Here is a 17,327-nt window from a genome sequence, read left to right on the forward strand (position 1 = left end):
TAAACTCAACAAAACCATCAAAAAAATTGATGGTTAAAAAAAGTGGAGAATACGGGGATCGAACCCGTCACCTTTAGACTGCCAGTCTAACGCTCTAGCCAGATGAGCTAATTCCCCATTCACAGTGCAATAATAAAGAAAAAAATATCATCCTACAAGGCGATTCTTAATAATTTCAAAAAAAATCGGGCTCAATAAATTGAACCCGACTTCTGTAAAACGTAAAATTTAAAAATATGAATCAATTTTGATTTGATTTTAAGTACTCATCGATAATATCAAAGGATTTTTTTTCATCCCTGATATTCACTTTAATAAAGGTATTAGTTGCAGTAGGTGTAGACAGAAAGCTAAGGTAAGAATTCTCAACATCACATTTGATTCCTGCATCTTCCAGTTTAGACTTCATAAGCTGGATTTCCTGGGGGTTGCTGCTTTCGTAAACAGCGACTCTTGTTGTCGTATCCATAATTCTGATTTTTTGATTTTGTTTAAGCAAAGCAATTTACGAAAAAAATATAAATACAAACAAATCCTTAGCTTAATTTATTAAAAACAGAATATATTTTATCTAAAACGATTTGGATTTCCTGTTTTGTTACATTAAGATGTGGCCTGAATCGGAGGGACTTTTCACCACATGGCAAAATGATAACACCATCTTCAAAAAGCTGATCTCTTAAATAGTCTCTGCTGCCATGATCTTTAAGATCAAAAGCACACATCAAGCCTTTTCCCCGTGCTGCGGTAATATGTTCCGGAAATTGCTGCTCCAGCTTTCTAATACCATTTAGTAAAAAATCTCCTGTAACTGCTGCGTTTTCTACCAGATTTTCGTTTTCTATAATTTCCAAAACGAGCTGAAAACGCAACATATCGATCAAATTACCTCCAAAGGTAGAGTTGATCCGCGAGCTTTCTTTGAAAACATGATGATCTACCTGATCCAATTTTTCCTGATTGGCCAATATACCACAAACTTGGGATTTTTTACCAAAGCTAATAATATCCGGGATGATCCCAAAATGCTCGTAAGCCCACATTTTACCGGTCATTCCTATACCTGTCTGGATCTCATCAAGGATCAACAGGATTTCATTTTCATCACAAATCCTTCTTAATTCTTTAAAAAATTCTGGACGGAAATGGTTATCGCCACCTTCTGCCTGTATGGGTTCTATTATCACGCAGGCAACTTCATCAGGATTGGCCAAAACAGCTTCCTGAATATGCAATAAGGCTAATTGCTCTTGCCTGATAGTCTCTTCCAGATTATCTTCGGTAATGGGAAAAGTTAATTTTGGATTGGTAATCCTTGGCCAATCAAATTTGGGGAAATATTGATATTTCCGAGGATCTGCAGTATTGGTCAAAGATAGCGTATACCCACTCCTGCCATGGAAAGCCTGCTTGAAATGAATGGCAATGCCAGCTTCTTTATCGATCTCCTTTTGCCAGTTTTTTCTGGTTTTCCAGTCAAATGCCGTTTTCAGGGCATTTTCCACAGCCAATGCGCCACCTTCAATAAAAAAACAGTAGGGCAATTCTTTGGGGATGGCAACACACGCAAACACTTCCAAAAAATCAGCATATTCTTGCAGGTAAACATCGCTGAGTGTAGGTTTATAAATCGCCATTTTACCCAGCCATGCTGCCTTCTGCACGATATAAGGATGATTGTATCCTACCGAAGCCGAGGCAAACATAGAGAACATATCCAGATATTTCTTCCCCGTAATGCGATCTGCAATGTACGAGCCTTGTGAATTCTCATAATCCATCACAAAATCAAACCCATCAGCGAGGATATGCCTGCCTAACGATTCTTTTACTTTATTTTCTGTTGTTGTAATCATATTTTATTGAAGATTATTGGTGTAAAGCTATTGTGAATCCAAATTTAAATAAGTTTTAAGATCCTAAAGATCAAACTTAATCCCTTGTGCCAGAGGCAAACTTGTTGTGTAATTAATCGTGTTGGTTTGCCTTCTCATATAATATTTCCAAGCGTCGGAACCTGATTCGCGGCCGCCACCCGTTTCTTTCTCACCGCCAAATGCACCGCCAATTTCCGCACCCGAAGTCCTAATATTCACATTGGCAATACCGCAGTCTGACCCGGCTTGGGAAAGGAAAAGCTCTGCTTCGCGGAGGTTTTGCGTCATAATTGCAGAAGATAAACCTTGTGGGACATCATTTTGCAAAGCGATAGCTTCTTCTAACTCCTTATATTTGATTAAATAAAGAATTGGTGCAAAAGTCTCATGCTGAACAATCTCATAATGATTTTCGACTTCTGCAATACATGGTTTTACATAACAGCCAGAAGCATATTGTTCACCTTCCAAAACACCACCTTCTACCACAAATCGGCCACCTTCTGACTTGCATTTTTCTATGGAATCCAGGTATTGTTTTACGGCGTCTTTGTCAATCAATGGCCCCACGTGATTGGTTTCGTCCAATGGATTTCCAATTTTTAGCTGACTGTAAGCTTTTACCAGTCGGTTTTTGACCTCATCATAAACGGTTTCGTGAATGATCAATCGCCTTGTAGAAGTGCAGCGCTGCCCCGCAGTACCCACTGCTCCAAAGACCGCACCGATAATTGACATATTTATATCCGCATTTTCTGTAATGATAATGGCATTGTTGCCACCCAACTCCAGAATGGATTTCCCAAAACGTTCCGCCACATTTTTCCCAACCATCCTACCTACTCTTGTAGAACCTGTGAAAGAAACCAAGGCGACTTTTTCATCTTTTACGAGCCTGTCACCAAGCTCATGATCGGCAATCAAAAGGTTGGAAACGCCTTCCGGAAGATTATTTTCTTTAGCCACCTCCGCAAAAATATGTTGGCAAGCCAAGGCACAAAGCGGTGTTTTTTCGGAGGGTTTCCAGATGACAACGTTTCCGCAGATCCAGGCCAAAGCAGCATTCCAGCTCCAAACTGCTACCGGGAAATTGAATGCAGAGATAACGCCCACAATGCCCAACGGGTGGTATTGCTCGTACATCCTGTGCCCAGGACGCTCAGAATGCATGGTGAAGCCATGCAACTGACGGGACAACCCCACGGCAAAATCACAAATATCAATCATCTCCTGAACTTCGCCAAGACCTTCCTGAAGGGATTTTCCCATCTCATAAGACACCAGATGCCCAAGGTCATCTTTATATGCTCTCAGTTTATTCCCAAACTGGCGAACCATATCTCCCCTTTTGGGCGCCGGAACCAACCTGAATTCTTTAGAAGCCTGTTGTGCTTTTGCAAGAACCTGATCATAATCCTGAGTAACTGCTGTTTTTACCGTTGCAATTTCTTTGACATCAACAGGTGAATAACTTGTTATAGGATTGCCGGAAGCAAAAAATTCCTGTCCTGTGGATGAACCAAGATTATTGTTTGTTATTCCCAATCTTTCGAGGTTTTTTACTATTGAGGTAAGGACCATAATAATCGTCATTTTTAGTATCTCTAAAGATAAAAATATATTTTGACCGGCAAAATGAAAAACTAACAATCGTTAGTTATACCTCTAAAATAACTGAAAGGTTGTATTGTGGTGCGTGAGGGCGGAGGGCATTGTTGGAGCTCATTTTTTTTATTTTGGTGCTTCGGAATCCTAAGAATGACAAAGCTTAAAAAAAATAGCGACTGCCCGCAGACCGACCGTTTGTTTTTTTGCATGGGCCCTAGCATTGGGGAAAAACTTACGGGCACGCCAAAATCAATAATTTTGAATGAATCTAAATTGGCTAAATTTTCTTAGTTTTACAAAAAAATAAAAATGGAGCAAAACAAGGATGCCGAAAAACAATTACCGAAATGGAAACTTTGGGTGAAGCGTTTTGGGATTGGTGGAATTATTTTTTTTACGGTAAAAGGGATTATTACATCTACCCTGATCTATTTTTTAGGGAAAAACTTCTGGGTTATAATCCGGGATTATGTAACCCAATGGTTTGATTAATAAACCACTTCCTTTTTGGCAAACAGCTGATCCAGAGAAAACCTGCCGGAGCCTAAAATAAGAATCACAAAATAGAGAAAAAAGTACAGGACACTGGCTTCTTTGACATCATAAGGATCTGCGCCGTGTACAACAAAACATGCTATAAGCATGGTAACAATGAGCGGAATGACTGCCATGCGTGTAAGCAACCCAAAAATAATAAGGACAGAGCAAACGCATTCTGCAAAAACAGCCAAAACTAGGGATAGTGCCGATCCCATACCCAAGATGCTTACAAACTCAATTTTTTCTGTATAGATTAGTTTTTCTGCTTTGGGAATGCCGTGTGTTAGCATGGATAAGCCCACAAAAACACGAACGACTAATATCATAAAATCCTGCAAGTTGGGATTTGATTTTGATGAATTAAAATTTTTCATTGGTATGAATCAAATTTCTATCAAAACTACAAAAAAATCCTTTACCACAAAGGATTTTTAGCGATAACCAAAATTCTTGAGGTCGCGGTCATTCTTACGCCAGTCTTTTTTGACTTTTACAAAAAGGTTAAGATGGATTTTTTTACTAAAGAATTTCTCCAAGTCCAAACGCGCTTCTGTCCCCACTTTTTTAATAGCTTCGCCTTTTTGGCCAATGACGATGCCTTTTTGGGTATCGCGCTCTACATAGATGATAGAATCTATGAAAATAATCCCTTCCTTTTCCTTAAACATTTCTGTTACCACCTCTACAGAATACGGAATTTCTTTCTCGTAATTAAGAAGGATTTTTTCGCGAATCGCTTCGTTTACAAAGAAACGTTCAGACTTATCCGTAAACTGGTCTTTGTCATAATACGCGGGATTTTCAGGCAACAGAGATTTGATTTTCGGTAAAATAATTTCTGTATTGAAGGCATTGAGCGCAGAGATTGGGAGAATCTCGGCTTTTGGGATACGCTCGTGCCACTCTGCCACCAGTTTTTCCAGGCCTTCCTGATCGGTCTGGTCTACTTTGTTCAGCAGCAAAAGCACAGGTACAGGGATCTTGTTAAGCTTATCGATAAGAAACTCTGAAGGCTGATCCTTATCTGTGACATCTACAATGAAAAGAAAAACGTCTGCATCCTGCAAAGAGTCCTTTACAAAATCCATCATTTTCTCCTGAAGGTTATATTTGGGATCCAAAACCCCCGGCGTATCAGAAAAAACAATCTGAAGATCATCTTCATTGTAAATCCCAAAAATCCGGTGACGCGTTGTCTGGGCTTTTTGGGTAACAATCGCCAGTTTCTCGCCCATCAGCTGATTGAGAAGGGTTGATTTTCCGGCATTCGGTTTTCCGACGATGTTGACAAATCCTGCTTTGTGCATTGGTAAATATTATAAAGCCACAAGTAAAAGCAGCTATTTTGTTATAAGAATTATTGATTGGCAAAGGTAAGGTTTTTTTAACTTAAGATAAATCAGCATTCAATCAAAAACTTAGAGGCTTATTATATAATTTTTAAAAATACTGTAAATTTTGTACATCAAGAGACGATATAACCTTGTTTCTTTTTCCATATCTTTGACCACTTCAATTTTCAAAAAATCCTAATGTTTACAGCCAAAGAAATCTCAGAAATCAACCATCTTCTAAAACCAGAAAACAATATCGTTATCGTTACGCATTACAATCCGGACGGTGATGCCATTGGTTCTTCTCTTGGCCTTAAACATTACCTGAAAGCAAAAGGTCTGGATGCCACCGTTATCACACCCAACGACTTTCCAAAATTTCTGAAATGGATGCCTGAAGCCAAAAAAATAGTGATTGGCGAATACAAAAGAAAATTGGCTGGAGAAGCAATTTACAATGCAGATGTTATCTTTTGTCTGGATTTTAATTCGCCGTCCAGGATTGGGATTTTGGGAGACTGGGTAAGCAAATCCAGGGCAAAAAAAATACTGATTGACCACCACCAGATGCCTGAGCAGTTTGACTATATCTATTCTGACACCACAGTACCGGCGACCTGCCAGATGGTGTATCATTTTATCCAGGAAAACCATGAGGAAAAACTGGTCACAAAAGAAGCTGCCGAATGTCTCTATACGGGCATTATGACGGATACCGGCGGGTTCCGCTTCCGTTCTACGAGTGCTACCACGCACCGCATTGTGGCAGACCTTATCGAGAAAGGTGCGGATCCTGCGGTGATTACGTCCAACACCTGGGATACCAATACCCTTTCGCGGCTCCATCTCCTATCTTTGGTTCTTGGCCGGATTGAACTGACCAAGGAAGGCAAAGTGGCAATCCTTTGGCTAAAACGTTCCGAACTGAAAGAATATGGCTTTGACAAAGGTGATACCGAAGGTTTCGTTAATTACGGACTAAGCCTTGCCGGAACCAAAATGGCCGCCTTTTTTATGGAAGACCTTTACGATGATTTTGTGAAAATATCGTTCCGATCCAAAGAATCTGTGGATACCAACCAGTTTGCAAGGAAATACTTTAATGGTGGCGGACATATCAACGCTTCCGGAGGGAAATATTATAAAACGATTGAAGAAACCATCGTTGATTTTAAAGAACGTGTGGAGCAGGAAGATTTTTAAAAGGATGTAATTTTATACTGAAAATTCTTATTGAAGACCAATCCCCTAGCCCCGATGGAAGCGGCATCCTTTTTTTGCGGAGGCTGGGCGTTGGAAAAAAAGATACAGCGGACAGCGGGAATAAGCTCCTAAAAATTCGAAAAGCGAGGCAGAAAAAGAACTACCTCGCTATTTTTTTGAGTTGATGCGCCTCCAGCTGCTGACAGGTATAATTGTAAACCTCGGTTAGCATGACATCTACAGATTCTTTACTGAGAAGGCTGAACCGGAGCATCTCGGGCGGGTTGAGAAAAATCCGGCAATCCTGCTGCTTGGTATAAACCGAATTGGAAATAGCGAGATGGAAAATGCGGTCTACCTCGGTGGCTGTGGTGAGTTTTTGCACCGATTCCGGTTTCATAGAGTTGACATGCGAACCAATCAAAACATCGCATTGATCTTTGATAGGCTCTATGGGAAGGTTATTGAGTACGCCGCCGTCTACATAAAATTTGTCGCCCAAGATAACGGGCGGAAAAATGAACGGAACGCTCGCCGACGCCATAAGAACATCAAACAAACTACCCCTGGAGAAATATTCTATCCTGCCCTGCGTTAATTCGGAAGCTGCCACATACAGCGGAATTTTCATCACACTGAAATCATCATCTACAAAATATTTTTCAAAAATCCGGCGCAAAAACAGTGGGTTAAAAATCCCCCGGCCAGACAACTTGATAGAGGATCTGGAGAAAAAAGTTTCCGTTTTCACCATTTCGGTCAATTCATCGGTGGTTTTCCCGGCGGCATAAAAAGCACCAACGATTGCTCCGGCACTAGTTCCGGAAATTACATCAGGCTTTAAGCCATATTCTTCCAAAGCCTTTAGCACCGCAATATGTGCTACGCCACGCATGCCACCACCCGACAACGCAATGCCCACTTTCGGTTTTTTGGGCTGATCCAGAAACCAATGCATTACATGACCAGGTTTTTTGGCAAATGATGGAGCAACTCTGTATTGATAATAGCTGCACAAATGCCCGGTTTTTCCCAGTGTCCGTTATGCCCACAATCCAAAAGATAAGATTTGATATTCGTTTGATCCGGCAGGTTTTTGAGTGTTTGGGCAGAATTAACCGCAGAGTCATGTTTGCCGGCGAGTACAAGAATGCGACCTTCAAAATCCTTTAAAACCTGAGACCTGTCGGGGCGTTCAATCATTCCTTTCTGTGCGGACAAAACACCTTCTACCGAAGAAGAATAAGCCGTTTCTTTAGCCAATGCGATCTTAGCTTCCAAAACATCAATTTCGTTGGGATTAAAGAGATTGGGAACACCTGCATTCACAAAACCACGAAGGTTATCCTTGATTATCCTAAGGCCTTTTCTTCGGATTTCTTTTTTGGCCTCGTCATCCGCAAAATAAGTGGAAAAAAATAAAGTGATTGATTTCAGCAACTTGGGATATTTTTCCGCAAAAGCCAAGGCAATATATCCGCCCATAGAATGTCCCAGCAAATGGAAATGATCCAGCCCCAAAGTATCGGTTACTTTTTTCACTTCCTCTGCCATCAGTTCCATAGTTTGAACTTCGGCAATGGTTTTGGATTGCCCAAAACCAGGTAAATCGATTTTTATTAATGTGAATTTTTCTGATAAGTAAGGTGTCATGTCATCCCAAATGGATAAATTCTCCATGAATCCATGCAACAAAACCAACTTTTCGTTTCCTGTACCTTCTATTTTATAATTAAGCATATTCTATAGTTTTATAATCAAATCCAATCATTTTCGGAGACTAGAACTTGATGTAAATCTGATCTGCAAACCCCGAGCCGTTAAGCGATTCCTGCAACCTAAAGGATTTACCACCATCTTTGGTAAGAAAAGTTTTTCGCCCACTTCTTACATCGATTTTGCCATTGTCGTTTGCCTGCAAGCTTTGTTTGATGACTCCATTGAAACTCAAATACTTCTCAGACCGCATCTCGCCAGTACCGTCTATGATCATGTAATCTTTTCCATGAGCTATTTTGCCATTGATCTTATACTCGTCCCGCCCTAATTTTGAGAAACGAACCTGCCCTTTTCCGGGAATCATATCGTGGGTAATGCTATGTTCACCTTCCCAGTTACGGAAGCGGTTATGGCTGAGAATACTGTCGTTAATTTTTGTTCTGGCGGCATTAATGGAATCAATAATCTTTGCGCTGTCAATTTTGGGCGTATCAGAAACAGTTGATTTTTTACACGCCACAACCAACAATAACACCAAGACAGGTAAGATTTTCTTCATGGATCTAATTTTTGCACTAAAATAAGGAAAATCCATTAAAAAGCCCTTTCGAAATAGATAATCCGAAAGGGCTTTTTGTATGTTAATTCTTGACTTAATTTAATTTTTCAAGGTAAAGTTCCTTTTCTTTATCATTCATCTCTGCAATACCATAGCGCTGAGATTTGGTGATAGCCAGCTCGTCCAGCATATCCACCATTGTCCTGTACTGTGAATCGTCTGTAGGTTTTATAATCACGGTGAAGAATTCTTTTTTAGGCGCTTTAGCCTTAGCTGTTTCAATAGTTCTAGCCACTTGGAAGTGATCAAAAGACACTGGTTTCAGGCTACTTTCATTAAGCTTGCTTTTTTCATCCTGATAGTAAAAAACCTTGCCATCTTTCCCGAGAATAAAGGTAATCTGATTCCTGTAATCAATTTCTGTAGGTGTATGAGGCCCTTTGGCAGGAAAGGCCACATCCATCACATTGGGTTTGGAAAAGTTGGTGGTAAACATAAAAAATGTAATTAACAGAAACCCAGATCGACCATCGGTGTCATATCTACACGCATGGTTGTTCTTGAACTGTTTCCTCTTTTTTTGCCTGGGTTACGCTCTTGCGTTTGAAAATCAGCCATAACTATTAAATTTAAAAATTATCAATAAAAAATCATAACACTTAATAAATTATTATATTTGAACATTAAAAAATACAAATTCCACACCATAATTATTAATTTTTAAATTATAATTAAAAATAACCATGCAATACATTATTAGAAGTCGTAAAAGATCATTTTTTGAAATTAGCTATCAGATAGAATTAAAAAACTGTTACCAACATTATTGATAATTTTAGGGATTCTGTAGTCCAATTAATTTTTAACCGAAAGAAAAAACATTAAATTTGCAACCTACTGACCTTAGTAAAAATGAATAAAGAACAACCTACAAGCCTCAACAACAGCAAAATTATTTCTAAGCCGAGAATTATCACCGGAATTGTTTTTATCCTTTTATCCATCGTACTTACACTTTCTTTTGTCTCCTACCTGATGAACTGGAAAGCAGACCAAAGCCAAGCTGGTACTATGGCCGACAAAGCGGTAAAATCTTCCAACATCTTTGGGAAAATTGGTGACTGGCTGGGCAACCTTTTTATTTTTGAAAGCATTGGAGTTGCAGCATTTGTAGTGGCATTTTTGTTCTTTGTTTTTGGGACTTTGATCTTTAAGAAAAACTATTTCAAACCTTGGAAAACCATATCGCACAGTTTATTTTTCATCTGTTGGACTCCTATTTTCTTTGGTGCCGTTACCAAAGGACAAGGCGTGTTGGGCGGTGTTTACGGTTACCAGATTATGGATTACCTGAGGTCATACATTGGTTCTGTAGGACTTTGGCTGGTTTTAGTAGTAAGTTTTGCACTCTATTTTATTTTAGAATTTAACCTCAGGCCAAGTTCCATCAAAAAGAAACTGAGCGATATCAACGACCAGACCATTGGCAAGATAAAAAGTATGATGCCGGATTCTCAGGAAGAATTTGAAGCGGACGAAGAACTGGAACAGGAACCAGTAGCGGAAAACAAAGCGGCTGTAGTAGTACCTACTAAAACCGAAGATGAATTCAGTAATATCAGGGTAACCCAAGAGGTTGAACCCATCAAAACACCGAATCAAACCTCGTTTCAGGAAGAGGTTAAGGAAACTGTGCCTTCGCCGGTTATCCTTTCGCCTTCTACCCCAACTATTTCTCAGGAAAAACCTGTGGAGACACATACTGCTAAAACTGATGACCATATTGCCTTCAATGTTGAGATAAAAAAAGATGAAGATTTTTTGCCAACTCCTGAACAACAGAAATCCGATGACCTTATCAGCAAACATGGTTTGTATGACCACAAGCTTGATTTGGCAAAATTCCAGATGCCTTCAGTAGATCTGCTTAAAGATTATGGCAACGAGGAAATCACCATCAACAAAGATGAACTCGAAGAAAATAAAAACAGAATTGTTGGACTTCTGAAAACATTTAATGTAGGAATTTCGGAAATCAAAGCGACAATTGGGCCAACCGTTACACTTTATGAAATAGTACCAGAAGCAGGAATCCGCGTGGCAGCCATCAAAAAATTACAGGACGATATTGCCCTCAACCTTTCAGCACTCGGGATTAGGATTATTGCACCAATGCCTGGGAAAGGAACTATCGGGATCGAAGTGCCAAGGAAAAACCCGACAATGGTATCCATGAGATCCGTAGTGGCTTCGCCAAAATTCCAAAACGCCGATATGGATTTGCCAGTGGTGTTTGGGCGCACCATTTCCAACGAAGTATTTGTTGCCGATCTCGCCAAAATGCCACACTTGCTGATGGCCGGGGCAACAGGCCAGGGTAAATCTGTAGGGATCAATGCGATCCTGACTTCATTAATCTATAAAAAGCATCCTAGCGAGCTTAAGTTTGTGATGGTGGACCCGAAAAAAGTGGAGTTATCACTATATTCAAAGATTGAAAGACATTATTTGGCAAAACTTCCTGATACAGAAGATGCGATTATCACAGACAATGCGAAAGTAATTAACACACTGAATTCGCTTTGTATTGAGATGGATGACCGTTACGAATTGCTGAAAAATGCATTTTGTAAAAACATCAAAGAATATAATAAAAAATTTTCTGAAAGGAAACTGAACCCCGAAAACGGACACAGATATTTGCCGTACATTGTTCTGGTAGTGGATGAATTTGCCGACCTTATTATGACGGCTGGCAAAGAAGTGGAACACCCTATTGCGCGATTGGCACAGTTGGCCAGAGCCATTGGGATCCACCTTATTGTGGCGACACAAAGGCCTTCTGTAAATGTAATTACCGGTATGATCAAAGCTAATTTCCCGGCCAGGGTTGCCTTCCGGGTGATTTCGGGAGTCGATTCCAAAACCATTTTGGATTCGCCTGGAGCGGAGCAATTGGTTGGTAAAGGTGATATGCTTTACTTTAATGGTAACGATCTCACGCGTCTGCAATGCGCTTTTGTGGATACACCGGAAGTTGAGCGGATTGCGGAATATATTGGTGAACAAAAAGGGTATTCCGACGCTTACCTGCTTCCTGAATACTCCGGCGAAGATGGTGGCTCATCCGTAGGTTCTTTTGACCCGAATGAGAAAGATGCTCTATTTGAAGAAGCTGCAAGAATAGTGGTTTCCACACAACAGGGATCAACATCCATGCTGCAGCGGCAGTTGAAATTAGGTTACAACAGAGCCGGCCGAATTATGGATCAGCTGGAAGCAACCGGTATTGTTGGTGGTTTTAATGGTGCTAAAGCCAGAGAAGTCCAGATTACAGACCTTAATTCACTGGAGAAACTTTTGGATGAATTGAAGGGAAGATAACACAAAAAAAACTCTAAACTTTAATAAACCTTAACATTTATGATTAAGGTTTTTTTTATAAATTCATTCAAAATTATTGAGATGAAAAAAATTTGTCTACTATTTGGATTGTCAGCTTTTGGTTTGGTTTTCTCTCAGGAAAAGGCCGAAAAATTATTATCACCAACACCAAAGAAAGAAATTTTCGCCCATTCAGATTCTGCTACTAGCTTAAAACTGAAAAGAGAAACCGCCAGCAGCCCTTTTTATAAAAACCTAGATTCCAACAAGGCGGCTCGTTATAAAATGCTGACCAAAAAAGTCCCATCAAACAAACATTATCAACAGGAAAAACCTAAACCTTTTTCCTTAGATCCTATCAAACCCCTCAAACCACTTAAACCACTTTCCAAATAAATGTCGTCCCACGAACTCCTCTACAAAGCCATAAAAATCGCAACTAAAGCACACAAAAAACAAACCGACAAGTATGGCGCGCCCTATCTGGGACATGTTTTCCGCGTAATGAATGCTGGAAAAACTATTGACGAAAAAATTGTAGGTGCGTTGCATGACGTGGTAGAAGACGTGCCGGATTATGACTTTGCTTATCTCCGAGAAAAAGGATTCCCAGAGCATATTATCTTTGCCGTGGATTGTCTCACAAAACGTGAAAACGAAGAAGCTGACTATGATGCTTTTGTAAAAAGGACAGAACAAAGCAGCCTTGCAATTGCTGTAAAACTGAACGACCTGCGGGACAATATGGATCTCACAAGATTGCCCAGCCTGCTGGAAGAAAAAGACCTAAAAAGGTTTAATAAATACCTGAAAGCTTTTCTTTATCTCACAGAGAAATACTAACTAATCCCCAAGTGGCATATTGGGATCCCGCTCTGTATCAAAGCTATCGATAGTGAAATTGAGTGCAAAATAAACAAAATGATAATTATCGTTCTTCCTGGCAGAAAACTCACGCTGAAACATATATCCAATAGTAGAAGAAAGTAAACTATTAAACTGATAACCTAATCCCGCAAATGATCGGTATCTTTTAAATGCCGGTGCGCCGTTACTGAAAAAAACTTCTTCAAAAGCATTTGCGAATAAGGTCTTAGCCTCAATTTTATCATTATTAAGTGGCACAGTTGCACCCAAACGGTAACGGAAACGCACAGCCTGACTTTTTTCGCCTGACTGGCTTGCCAAAAAATATCTTTGCTCTGTACGAAGCCGGTGATCTATTTTTACATTGCCCAAACGGTGACTGTAAATATACTGTAGCCATATCCGCAACTCCTCCTGACTAATTGCCATCTTCTCATAAGTCGCATAACGGCCTGTACCGAAAAAAATCTGATTTTGTTTATCAAAATTATAGCCCAAACCACCTTTCACTTCGTAATAATCCAATACCGAGTAATCTCGTCTCGATCTTGTTTGAAACTCCACATAAGCTAACCATTTTGGATTCAACTTATAATTAAGAGAGACCATATTAAATCCCGAAACATGCCCTTGGGAATAGAGCATACTAACAGGAAACAGCACGAGAATTATTATTTTTTTCACCAGACTAAGATAAGTAAATCAACCATATTATATGGACAATTATTTGTTTTGACACCGAATAAAAAAGAATTAAAAATAAAACCCCTTCAGTAAAAACTGAAAGGGTTTATCAATATTCCGAACTTTATATTCTATCCTAATAGAAGCGTAAGTGGGCTTTCCAGATAAGTTCTTAATGTTTGTAAAAACTGAGCACCTGTAGCACCATCGATAACACGGTGGTCACACGCCAGGGAAAGTTTCATGGTATTACCAACGACAATCTGACCATTTTTAACGATTGGTTTTTCAACGATCGCCCCAACAGACAATATGGCTGAGTTAGGTTGATTGATAATAGAAGTGAATGTCTCTATACCAAACATCCCAAGGTTGGAAACCGAGAATGTGGAACCTTCCATCTCATTAGCCTTAAGCGCTTTCGTTTTGGCCCTTCCTGCCATATCTTTGACCGATGCCGAGATCTCGTTATAGTTCATATAATCTGTATTCTTAAGTACAGGAACTACCAATCCGTCTGGTACAGCTACAGCTACACCCACGTTGATATTGCCATGGTGAACAATCTTGTCACCTGCCCAAGAAGAGTTAACCTGAGGATGCTTTCTAAGTGCCACCGCCACAGCTTTAATCACCATATCATTGAAAGAGACTTTGGTATCCGGCTGGCTGTTGATTTCTTTTCTGGCTTCGATGGCTTTATCCATATTAATCTCAACAGTAAGGTAATAATGTGGTGCCGTAAACTTACTTTCGGCAAGTCTTTTGGCAATAATATTCCTCATTTGAGAATTCTGTGTTTCAGAATCTTCACCAGGTGTAAATGCTGCGCTTGGTTGCGCTGCTACAGCTTTTGGAGCAGATGCCGCAGGTGCTTGTGCAGATGGTTGGTAATTCTCAACATCTTTTTTCACAATTCTGCCATTCTCCCCAGAGCCTTTGATAGCTGCAAAATCAATCCCTTTGTCCTGAGCAATTTTTTTTGCCAAAGGCGAAATTGCTACACGATCCCCCGTGGACGCCGCCACAGGTGCTGATTCGTTTTTATCTTCTGCCAGTGCAGCAGATTTGGCTGTATCTTCAGAAGCTGCTTTTTGTGCAGCAGCAGGTTTACCACCACCGGAAACAACGGCTGAAACATCAGTTCCTGCAGGGCCAATGATTGCCAATATTTTATCTACCTCAGCCGCATCGCCTTCGCCAACTCCTTGATATAACAAAGTTCCGTTAAATTCAGATTCAAAATCCTGAACGGCTTTATCGGTTTCGATCTCAGCAAGGATATCGCCTTCTTTTACTGTATCACCCACATTTTTTTGCCATTTGGCAACTTTCCCCTCCGTCATGGTATCAGAAAGCCTTGGCATGGTGATAACTTCCACACCATCCGGGATGGCAGCAGCAGGAGCGTCCTGACCTGTTTCAACAGGAGTTTCTTCGTTCTCTGTTTTAGATTCTTCTTCAGATTTCTTTTCTTCGGTAGCAGCACCGCCGGCTTTGAGAGAAGAAATATCCTCACCTTCTTGCCCAATGATGGCTAAAACCGAATCCACAGGAGCCTGAGAACCCTCTTCAACACCTATATAGAGTAATGTTCCGTTGATCTCGGATTCAAAATCCTGAACGGCTTTATCAGTTTCTATCTCTGCCAGGATATCGCCTTCTTTTACAGCGTCCCCTACTTTCTTGTGCCATTTTGAAACTTTGCCTTCCGTCATCGTGTCCGATAAACGGGGCATAGTAATTACTTCTGCCATAATTTTTATTGATTTGAGATTCGATATTCGACATTTGAAACCCGACGAATTTCAAATTTCAAATTTCAAATTAATTCTGTTTTTAATTTTCTAATTTGTCTAAGAATGGATAATCAGGTGTAGAATATACAAAATCATAAACTTGAGAAACGTTTGGATACGGAGATTCTTCCATAAACTCTACGCACTCTTCCACAAAAGCTCTTGATTTTTCATCCATAACTTCCAGTTCCTGCTCTGTAGCCCAACCATTTTCCAAAATCCTATGTTTTACGATTTCGATTGGATCCTCTTTTTTGTGCTCAGCCACTTCTTCTTTAGTTCTGTAAGGTTCTGCATCTGACATAGAGTGACCTCTGTAACGGTAAGTTCTAGCCTCAATAAACGTTGGCCCATCTCCTCTTCTTGCTCTTTCTATCGCTTCGTAAGCCGCTTCTGCCACTTTCTCAGGATCCATTGCATCAATAGGAAGACAAGGCATTTCGTAACCTAATCCTAATTTATAAATATCCTCGTGATTGGCTGTTCTCTTAACCGATGTTCCCATAGCGTAACCATTGTTTTCGCAAACAAAAACCACTGGCAGTTTCCAGTTCATAGCCATGTTAAACGTCTCATGCAAAGATCCCTGACGTACGGCGCCGTCTCCCATAAAACAGATGTTTACCGCTTTTCTGTCAAAATATTTGTCAGCAAATGCAATACCTGCTCCCAAAGGAATCTGACCACCTACAATACCGTGGCCACCATAGAAACGGTGTTCTTTGCTGAAAATGTGCATAGAACCACCCATCCCTTTGGATGTTCCTGTTGCTTTTCCGCAAAGTTCTGCAAGGATTTTTTTAGGATCTACGCCCATCGCCATTGGGTGGATGTGGCATCTATAAGCCGTAATCATGCTGTCTTTAGTAAGGTCCATTGCATGGGCAAATCCGGCAGGAATAGCCTCCTGACCGTTATAAAGATGTAAGAAACCTCTGATTTTTTGTTTAAGATAAAGAGAACGGCATTTGTCTTCAAACCTTCTCCACATCGTCATTTCTTCATACCATTTCAGGTAGACTTCTTTAGAAAATTCTTTCATTGTAATTTCGAAATATGTAGCAAAAATAAGAAAAAAAACTTTTTTTATTGTTAGCATACAATTATATTTTCGTCATACAACACAAAATAATTGTGATGCATTTTTATAAATCCAGAAACTAAGTGCGGTTAACTAAGAGCTGCCAATAAAAGGCTTATGATTATTACCAAGCAGAAAAGTAACTTTCTGGCCCTGCATCGGGGTAAGATAGCCAACAATCTCTTCGGTTTTCTTTTCTCCATTTATTATATAAGTGGTAGTGATACTGCAATCCGCAGGAATATTAACCCAAACAGTCTGATGCTCTCCTGGTTTTAAATCATGTATCATTTTTTCGGAGCAGCCATGGATACCGACGTTGGTTATTGTAAAATTGGTTTTATTTTCTAATGTGAGCCGAACTGTATTAAGCAAATTAGAAAATACATAGAAGTAAAGGACTCCAACAGGAATGTTAAGTAATAGAAATCCAATTGATTTTAAAAGGGTTTTTCCGTTTATTTTTTTTACCCAATAATTAATCAAAAGAATAATTAAAACGACAACATTGATGATGAAAAGTATTGCTACGAAATAATAACTGCAAAACACTACCCAAACAGACATTGTAAAATAATATATTACAAGCAACATTGTTCCTACAATGAATGATCCAATGGCTGTTATCAATGCTAATTTGCCAGCCACAAATTTTAACTTCATTTTTTAGGA

Annotated in this window: 18 protein-coding genes and 1 tRNA gene; 5 read left to right on the plus strand and 14 right to left on the minus strand. The window is 39.8% G+C overall.

The window, feature by feature from the left end; all coding sequences use genetic code 11:
• Positions 1-43 precede the first annotated feature (43 nt).
• The 4 genes from AC00Y6_RS03525 to amaB form a co-directional block, all read right to left on the minus strand.
• Positions 44-117, minus strand: a tRNA-Ala gene (locus AC00Y6_RS03525).
• Between the two features lie 124 nt (positions 118-241).
• Entirely contained in the window at positions 242-469 is a 228-nt protein-coding gene (locus tag AC00Y6_RS03530; protein ID WP_474489233.1) for a putative signal transducing protein, read from the minus strand.
• A 67-nt stretch (positions 470-536) separates the two neighbouring features.
• Positions 537-1,856 carry an L-lysine 6-transaminase gene (gene lat, locus AC00Y6_RS03535; protein ID WP_474489234.1) on the minus strand — a complete coding sequence of 440 codons (1,320 nt, stop codon included), beginning with the start codon at positions 1,854-1,856 and terminating at the stop codon, positions 537-539.
• A gap of 63 nt (positions 1,857-1,919) precedes the next feature.
• Positions 1,920-3,470 carry an L-piperidine-6-carboxylate dehydrogenase gene (amaB, locus tag AC00Y6_RS03540; protein WP_474489235.1) on the minus strand — a complete coding sequence of 517 codons (1,551 nt, stop codon included), beginning with the start codon at positions 3,468-3,470 and terminating at the stop codon, positions 1,920-1,922.
• 324 nt (positions 3,471-3,794) lie between these two features.
• On the opposite strand from amaB, the gene AC00Y6_RS03545 reads away from it, so the two are divergent.
• Positions 3,795-3,977, plus strand: coding sequence for a hypothetical protein (locus tag AC00Y6_RS03545; RefSeq protein WP_474489236.1), 183 nt, complete (start codon positions 3,795-3,797; stop codon positions 3,975-3,977).
• Here the strand turns inward: AC00Y6_RS03545 and AC00Y6_RS03550 are convergent.
• Together AC00Y6_RS03550 and era are read right to left on the minus strand one after the other, a co-directional pair.
• Positions 3,974-4,399 (minus strand): DoxX family protein, encoded by a 426-nt coding sequence (locus tag AC00Y6_RS03550; protein ID WP_474489237.1) that lies wholly within the window; start codon positions 4,397-4,399, stop codon positions 3,974-3,976. The two genes, AC00Y6_RS03545 and AC00Y6_RS03550, sit on opposite strands and share 4 nt — an antisense overlap.
• A gap of 57 nt (positions 4,400-4,456) precedes the next feature.
• A complete protein-coding gene (era, locus tag AC00Y6_RS03555; RefSeq protein ID WP_474489238.1) occupies positions 4,457-5,332 on the minus strand; it encodes a GTPase Era in 876 nt (291 codons plus the stop codon).
• 225 nt (positions 5,333-5,557) lie between these two features.
• On the opposite strand from era, the gene AC00Y6_RS03560 reads away from it, so the two are divergent.
• Positions 5,558-6,562 carry a DHH family phosphoesterase gene (locus AC00Y6_RS03560; RefSeq protein WP_474489239.1) on the plus strand — a complete coding sequence of 335 codons (1,005 nt, stop codon included), beginning with the start codon at positions 5,558-5,560 and terminating at the stop codon, positions 6,560-6,562.
• Positions 6,563-6,722: 160 nt separating this feature from the next.
• On the opposite strand, the gene AC00Y6_RS03565 is transcribed toward AC00Y6_RS03560, so the two are convergent.
• The 4 genes from AC00Y6_RS03565 to AC00Y6_RS03580 all read right to left on the minus strand — a co-directional run bounded on the left by AC00Y6_RS03565 (position 6,723) and on the right by AC00Y6_RS03580 (position 9,336).
• Positions 6,723-7,520, minus strand: a complete 798-nt coding sequence (locus tag AC00Y6_RS03565; protein ID WP_474489240.1) for a patatin-like phospholipase family protein — start codon at positions 7,518-7,520, stop codon at positions 6,723-6,725.
• Entirely contained in the window at positions 7,520-8,302 is a 783-nt protein-coding gene (locus AC00Y6_RS03570) for an alpha/beta fold hydrolase (protein WP_474489241.1), read from the minus strand. Before AC00Y6_RS03570 ends, AC00Y6_RS03565 begins: the two co-directional genes overlap by 1 nt.
• Before the next feature lie 40 nt (positions 8,303-8,342).
• On the minus strand, positions 8,343-8,840 hold the full coding sequence (locus AC00Y6_RS03575) for a hypothetical protein (protein ID WP_474489242.1): 498 nt from the start codon (positions 8,838-8,840) through the stop codon (positions 8,343-8,345).
• 94 nt (positions 8,841-8,934) lie between these two features.
• Positions 8,935-9,336: an ExbD/TolR family protein gene (locus AC00Y6_RS03580; RefSeq protein ID WP_474489243.1), complete on the minus strand. Its 402-nt coding sequence runs from the start codon at positions 9,334-9,336 to the stop codon at positions 8,935-8,937.
• 416 nt (positions 9,337-9,752) lie between these two features.
• On the opposite strand from AC00Y6_RS03580, the gene AC00Y6_RS03585 reads away from it, so the two are divergent.
• From AC00Y6_RS03585 to AC00Y6_RS03595, 3 genes are all read left to right on the plus strand, one after another.
• Positions 9,753-12,224, plus strand: a complete 2,472-nt coding sequence (locus AC00Y6_RS03585) for an FtsK/SpoIIIE family DNA translocase (protein ID WP_474489244.1) — start codon at positions 9,753-9,755, stop codon at positions 12,222-12,224.
• An 81-nt stretch (positions 12,225-12,305) separates the two neighbouring features.
• Positions 12,306-12,620, plus strand: coding sequence for a hypothetical protein (locus AC00Y6_RS03590; RefSeq protein WP_474489245.1), 315 nt, complete (start codon positions 12,306-12,308; stop codon positions 12,618-12,620).
• Positions 12,621-13,067 carry a phosphohydrolase gene (locus AC00Y6_RS03595; protein ID WP_474489246.1) on the plus strand — a complete coding sequence of 149 codons (447 nt, stop codon included), beginning with the start codon at positions 12,621-12,623 and terminating at the stop codon, positions 13,065-13,067.
• Here the strand turns inward: AC00Y6_RS03595 and AC00Y6_RS03600 are convergent, their stop codons facing one another.
• From AC00Y6_RS03600 to AC00Y6_RS03615, 4 genes are all read right to left on the minus strand, one after another.
• Positions 13,068-13,775 carry a DUF2490 domain-containing protein gene (locus AC00Y6_RS03600; RefSeq protein WP_474489247.1) on the minus strand — a complete coding sequence of 236 codons (708 nt, stop codon included), beginning with the start codon at positions 13,773-13,775 and terminating at the stop codon, positions 13,068-13,070.
• A gap of 131 nt (positions 13,776-13,906) precedes the next feature.
• Entirely contained in the window at positions 13,907-15,532 is a 1,626-nt protein-coding gene (locus AC00Y6_RS03605; protein WP_474489248.1) for a 2-oxo acid dehydrogenase subunit E2, read from the minus strand.
• Positions 15,533-15,614: 82 nt separating this feature from the next.
• Positions 15,615-16,616, minus strand: coding sequence for a pyruvate dehydrogenase (acetyl-transferring) E1 component subunit alpha (gene pdhA / locus AC00Y6_RS03610; RefSeq protein ID WP_474489367.1), 1,002 nt, complete (start codon positions 16,614-16,616; stop codon positions 15,615-15,617).
• Positions 16,617-16,748: 132 nt separating this feature from the next.
• On the minus strand, positions 16,749-17,318 hold the full coding sequence (locus AC00Y6_RS03615; RefSeq protein WP_474489249.1) for a hypothetical protein: 570 nt from the start codon (positions 17,316-17,318) through the stop codon (positions 16,749-16,751).
• Positions 17,319-17,327 lie beyond the last annotated feature (9 nt).

It is taken from the genome of Epilithonimonas sp., assembly GCF_056329745.1.

Coding starts and splice junctions, on each gene's coding strand:
- AC00Y6_RS03530 (WP_474489233.1), bottom strand. CDS start 469: ATGGATACGACAACAAGAGTCGCTGTTTACGAAAGCAGCAACCCCCAG.
- lat (WP_474489234.1), bottom strand. CDS start 1,856: ATGATTACAACAACAGAAAATAAAGTAAAAGAATCGTTAGGCAGGCAT.
- amaB (WP_474489235.1), bottom strand. CDS start 3,470: ATGACGATTATTATGGTCCTTACCTCAATAGTAAAAAACCTCGAAAGA.
- AC00Y6_RS03545 (WP_474489236.1), top strand. CDS start 3,795: ATGGAGCAAAACAAGGATGCCGAAAAACAATTACCGAAATGGAAACTT.
- AC00Y6_RS03550 (WP_474489237.1), bottom strand. CDS start 4,399: ATGAAAAATTTTAATTCATCAAAATCAAATCCCAACTTGCAGGATTTT.
- era (WP_474489238.1), bottom strand. CDS start 5,332: ATGCACAAAGCAGGATTTGTCAACATCGTCGGAAAACCGAATGCCGGA.
- AC00Y6_RS03560 (WP_474489239.1), top strand. CDS start 5,558: ATGTTTACAGCCAAAGAAATCTCAGAAATCAACCATCTTCTAAAACCA.
- AC00Y6_RS03565 (WP_474489240.1), bottom strand. CDS start 7,520: ATGCATTGGTTTCTGGATCAGCCCAAAAAACCGAAAGTGGGCATTGCG.
- AC00Y6_RS03570 (WP_474489241.1), bottom strand. CDS start 8,302: ATGCTTAATTATAAAATAGAAGGTACAGGAAACGAAAAGTTGGTTTTG.
- AC00Y6_RS03575 (WP_474489242.1), bottom strand. CDS start 8,840: ATGAAGAAAATCTTACCTGTCTTGGTGTTATTGTTGGTTGTGGCGTGT.
- AC00Y6_RS03580 (WP_474489243.1), bottom strand. CDS start 9,336: ATGTTTACCACCAACTTTTCCAAACCCAATGTGATGGATGTGGCCTTT.
- AC00Y6_RS03585 (WP_474489244.1), top strand. CDS start 9,753: ATGAATAAAGAACAACCTACAAGCCTCAACAACAGCAAAATTATTTCT.
- AC00Y6_RS03590 (WP_474489245.1), top strand. CDS start 12,306: ATGAAAAAAATTTGTCTACTATTTGGATTGTCAGCTTTTGGTTTGGTT.
- AC00Y6_RS03595 (WP_474489246.1), top strand. CDS start 12,621: ATGTCGTCCCACGAACTCCTCTACAAAGCCATAAAAATCGCAACTAAA.
- AC00Y6_RS03605 (WP_474489248.1), bottom strand. CDS start 15,532: ATGGCAGAAGTAATTACTATGCCCCGTTTATCGGACACGATGACGGAA.
- pdhA (WP_474489367.1), bottom strand. CDS start 16,616: ATGAAAGAATTTTCTAAAGAAGTCTACCTGAAATGGTATGAAGAAATG.
- AC00Y6_RS03615 (WP_474489249.1), bottom strand. CDS start 17,318: ATGAAGTTAAAATTTGTGGCTGGCAAATTAGCATTGATAACAGCCATT.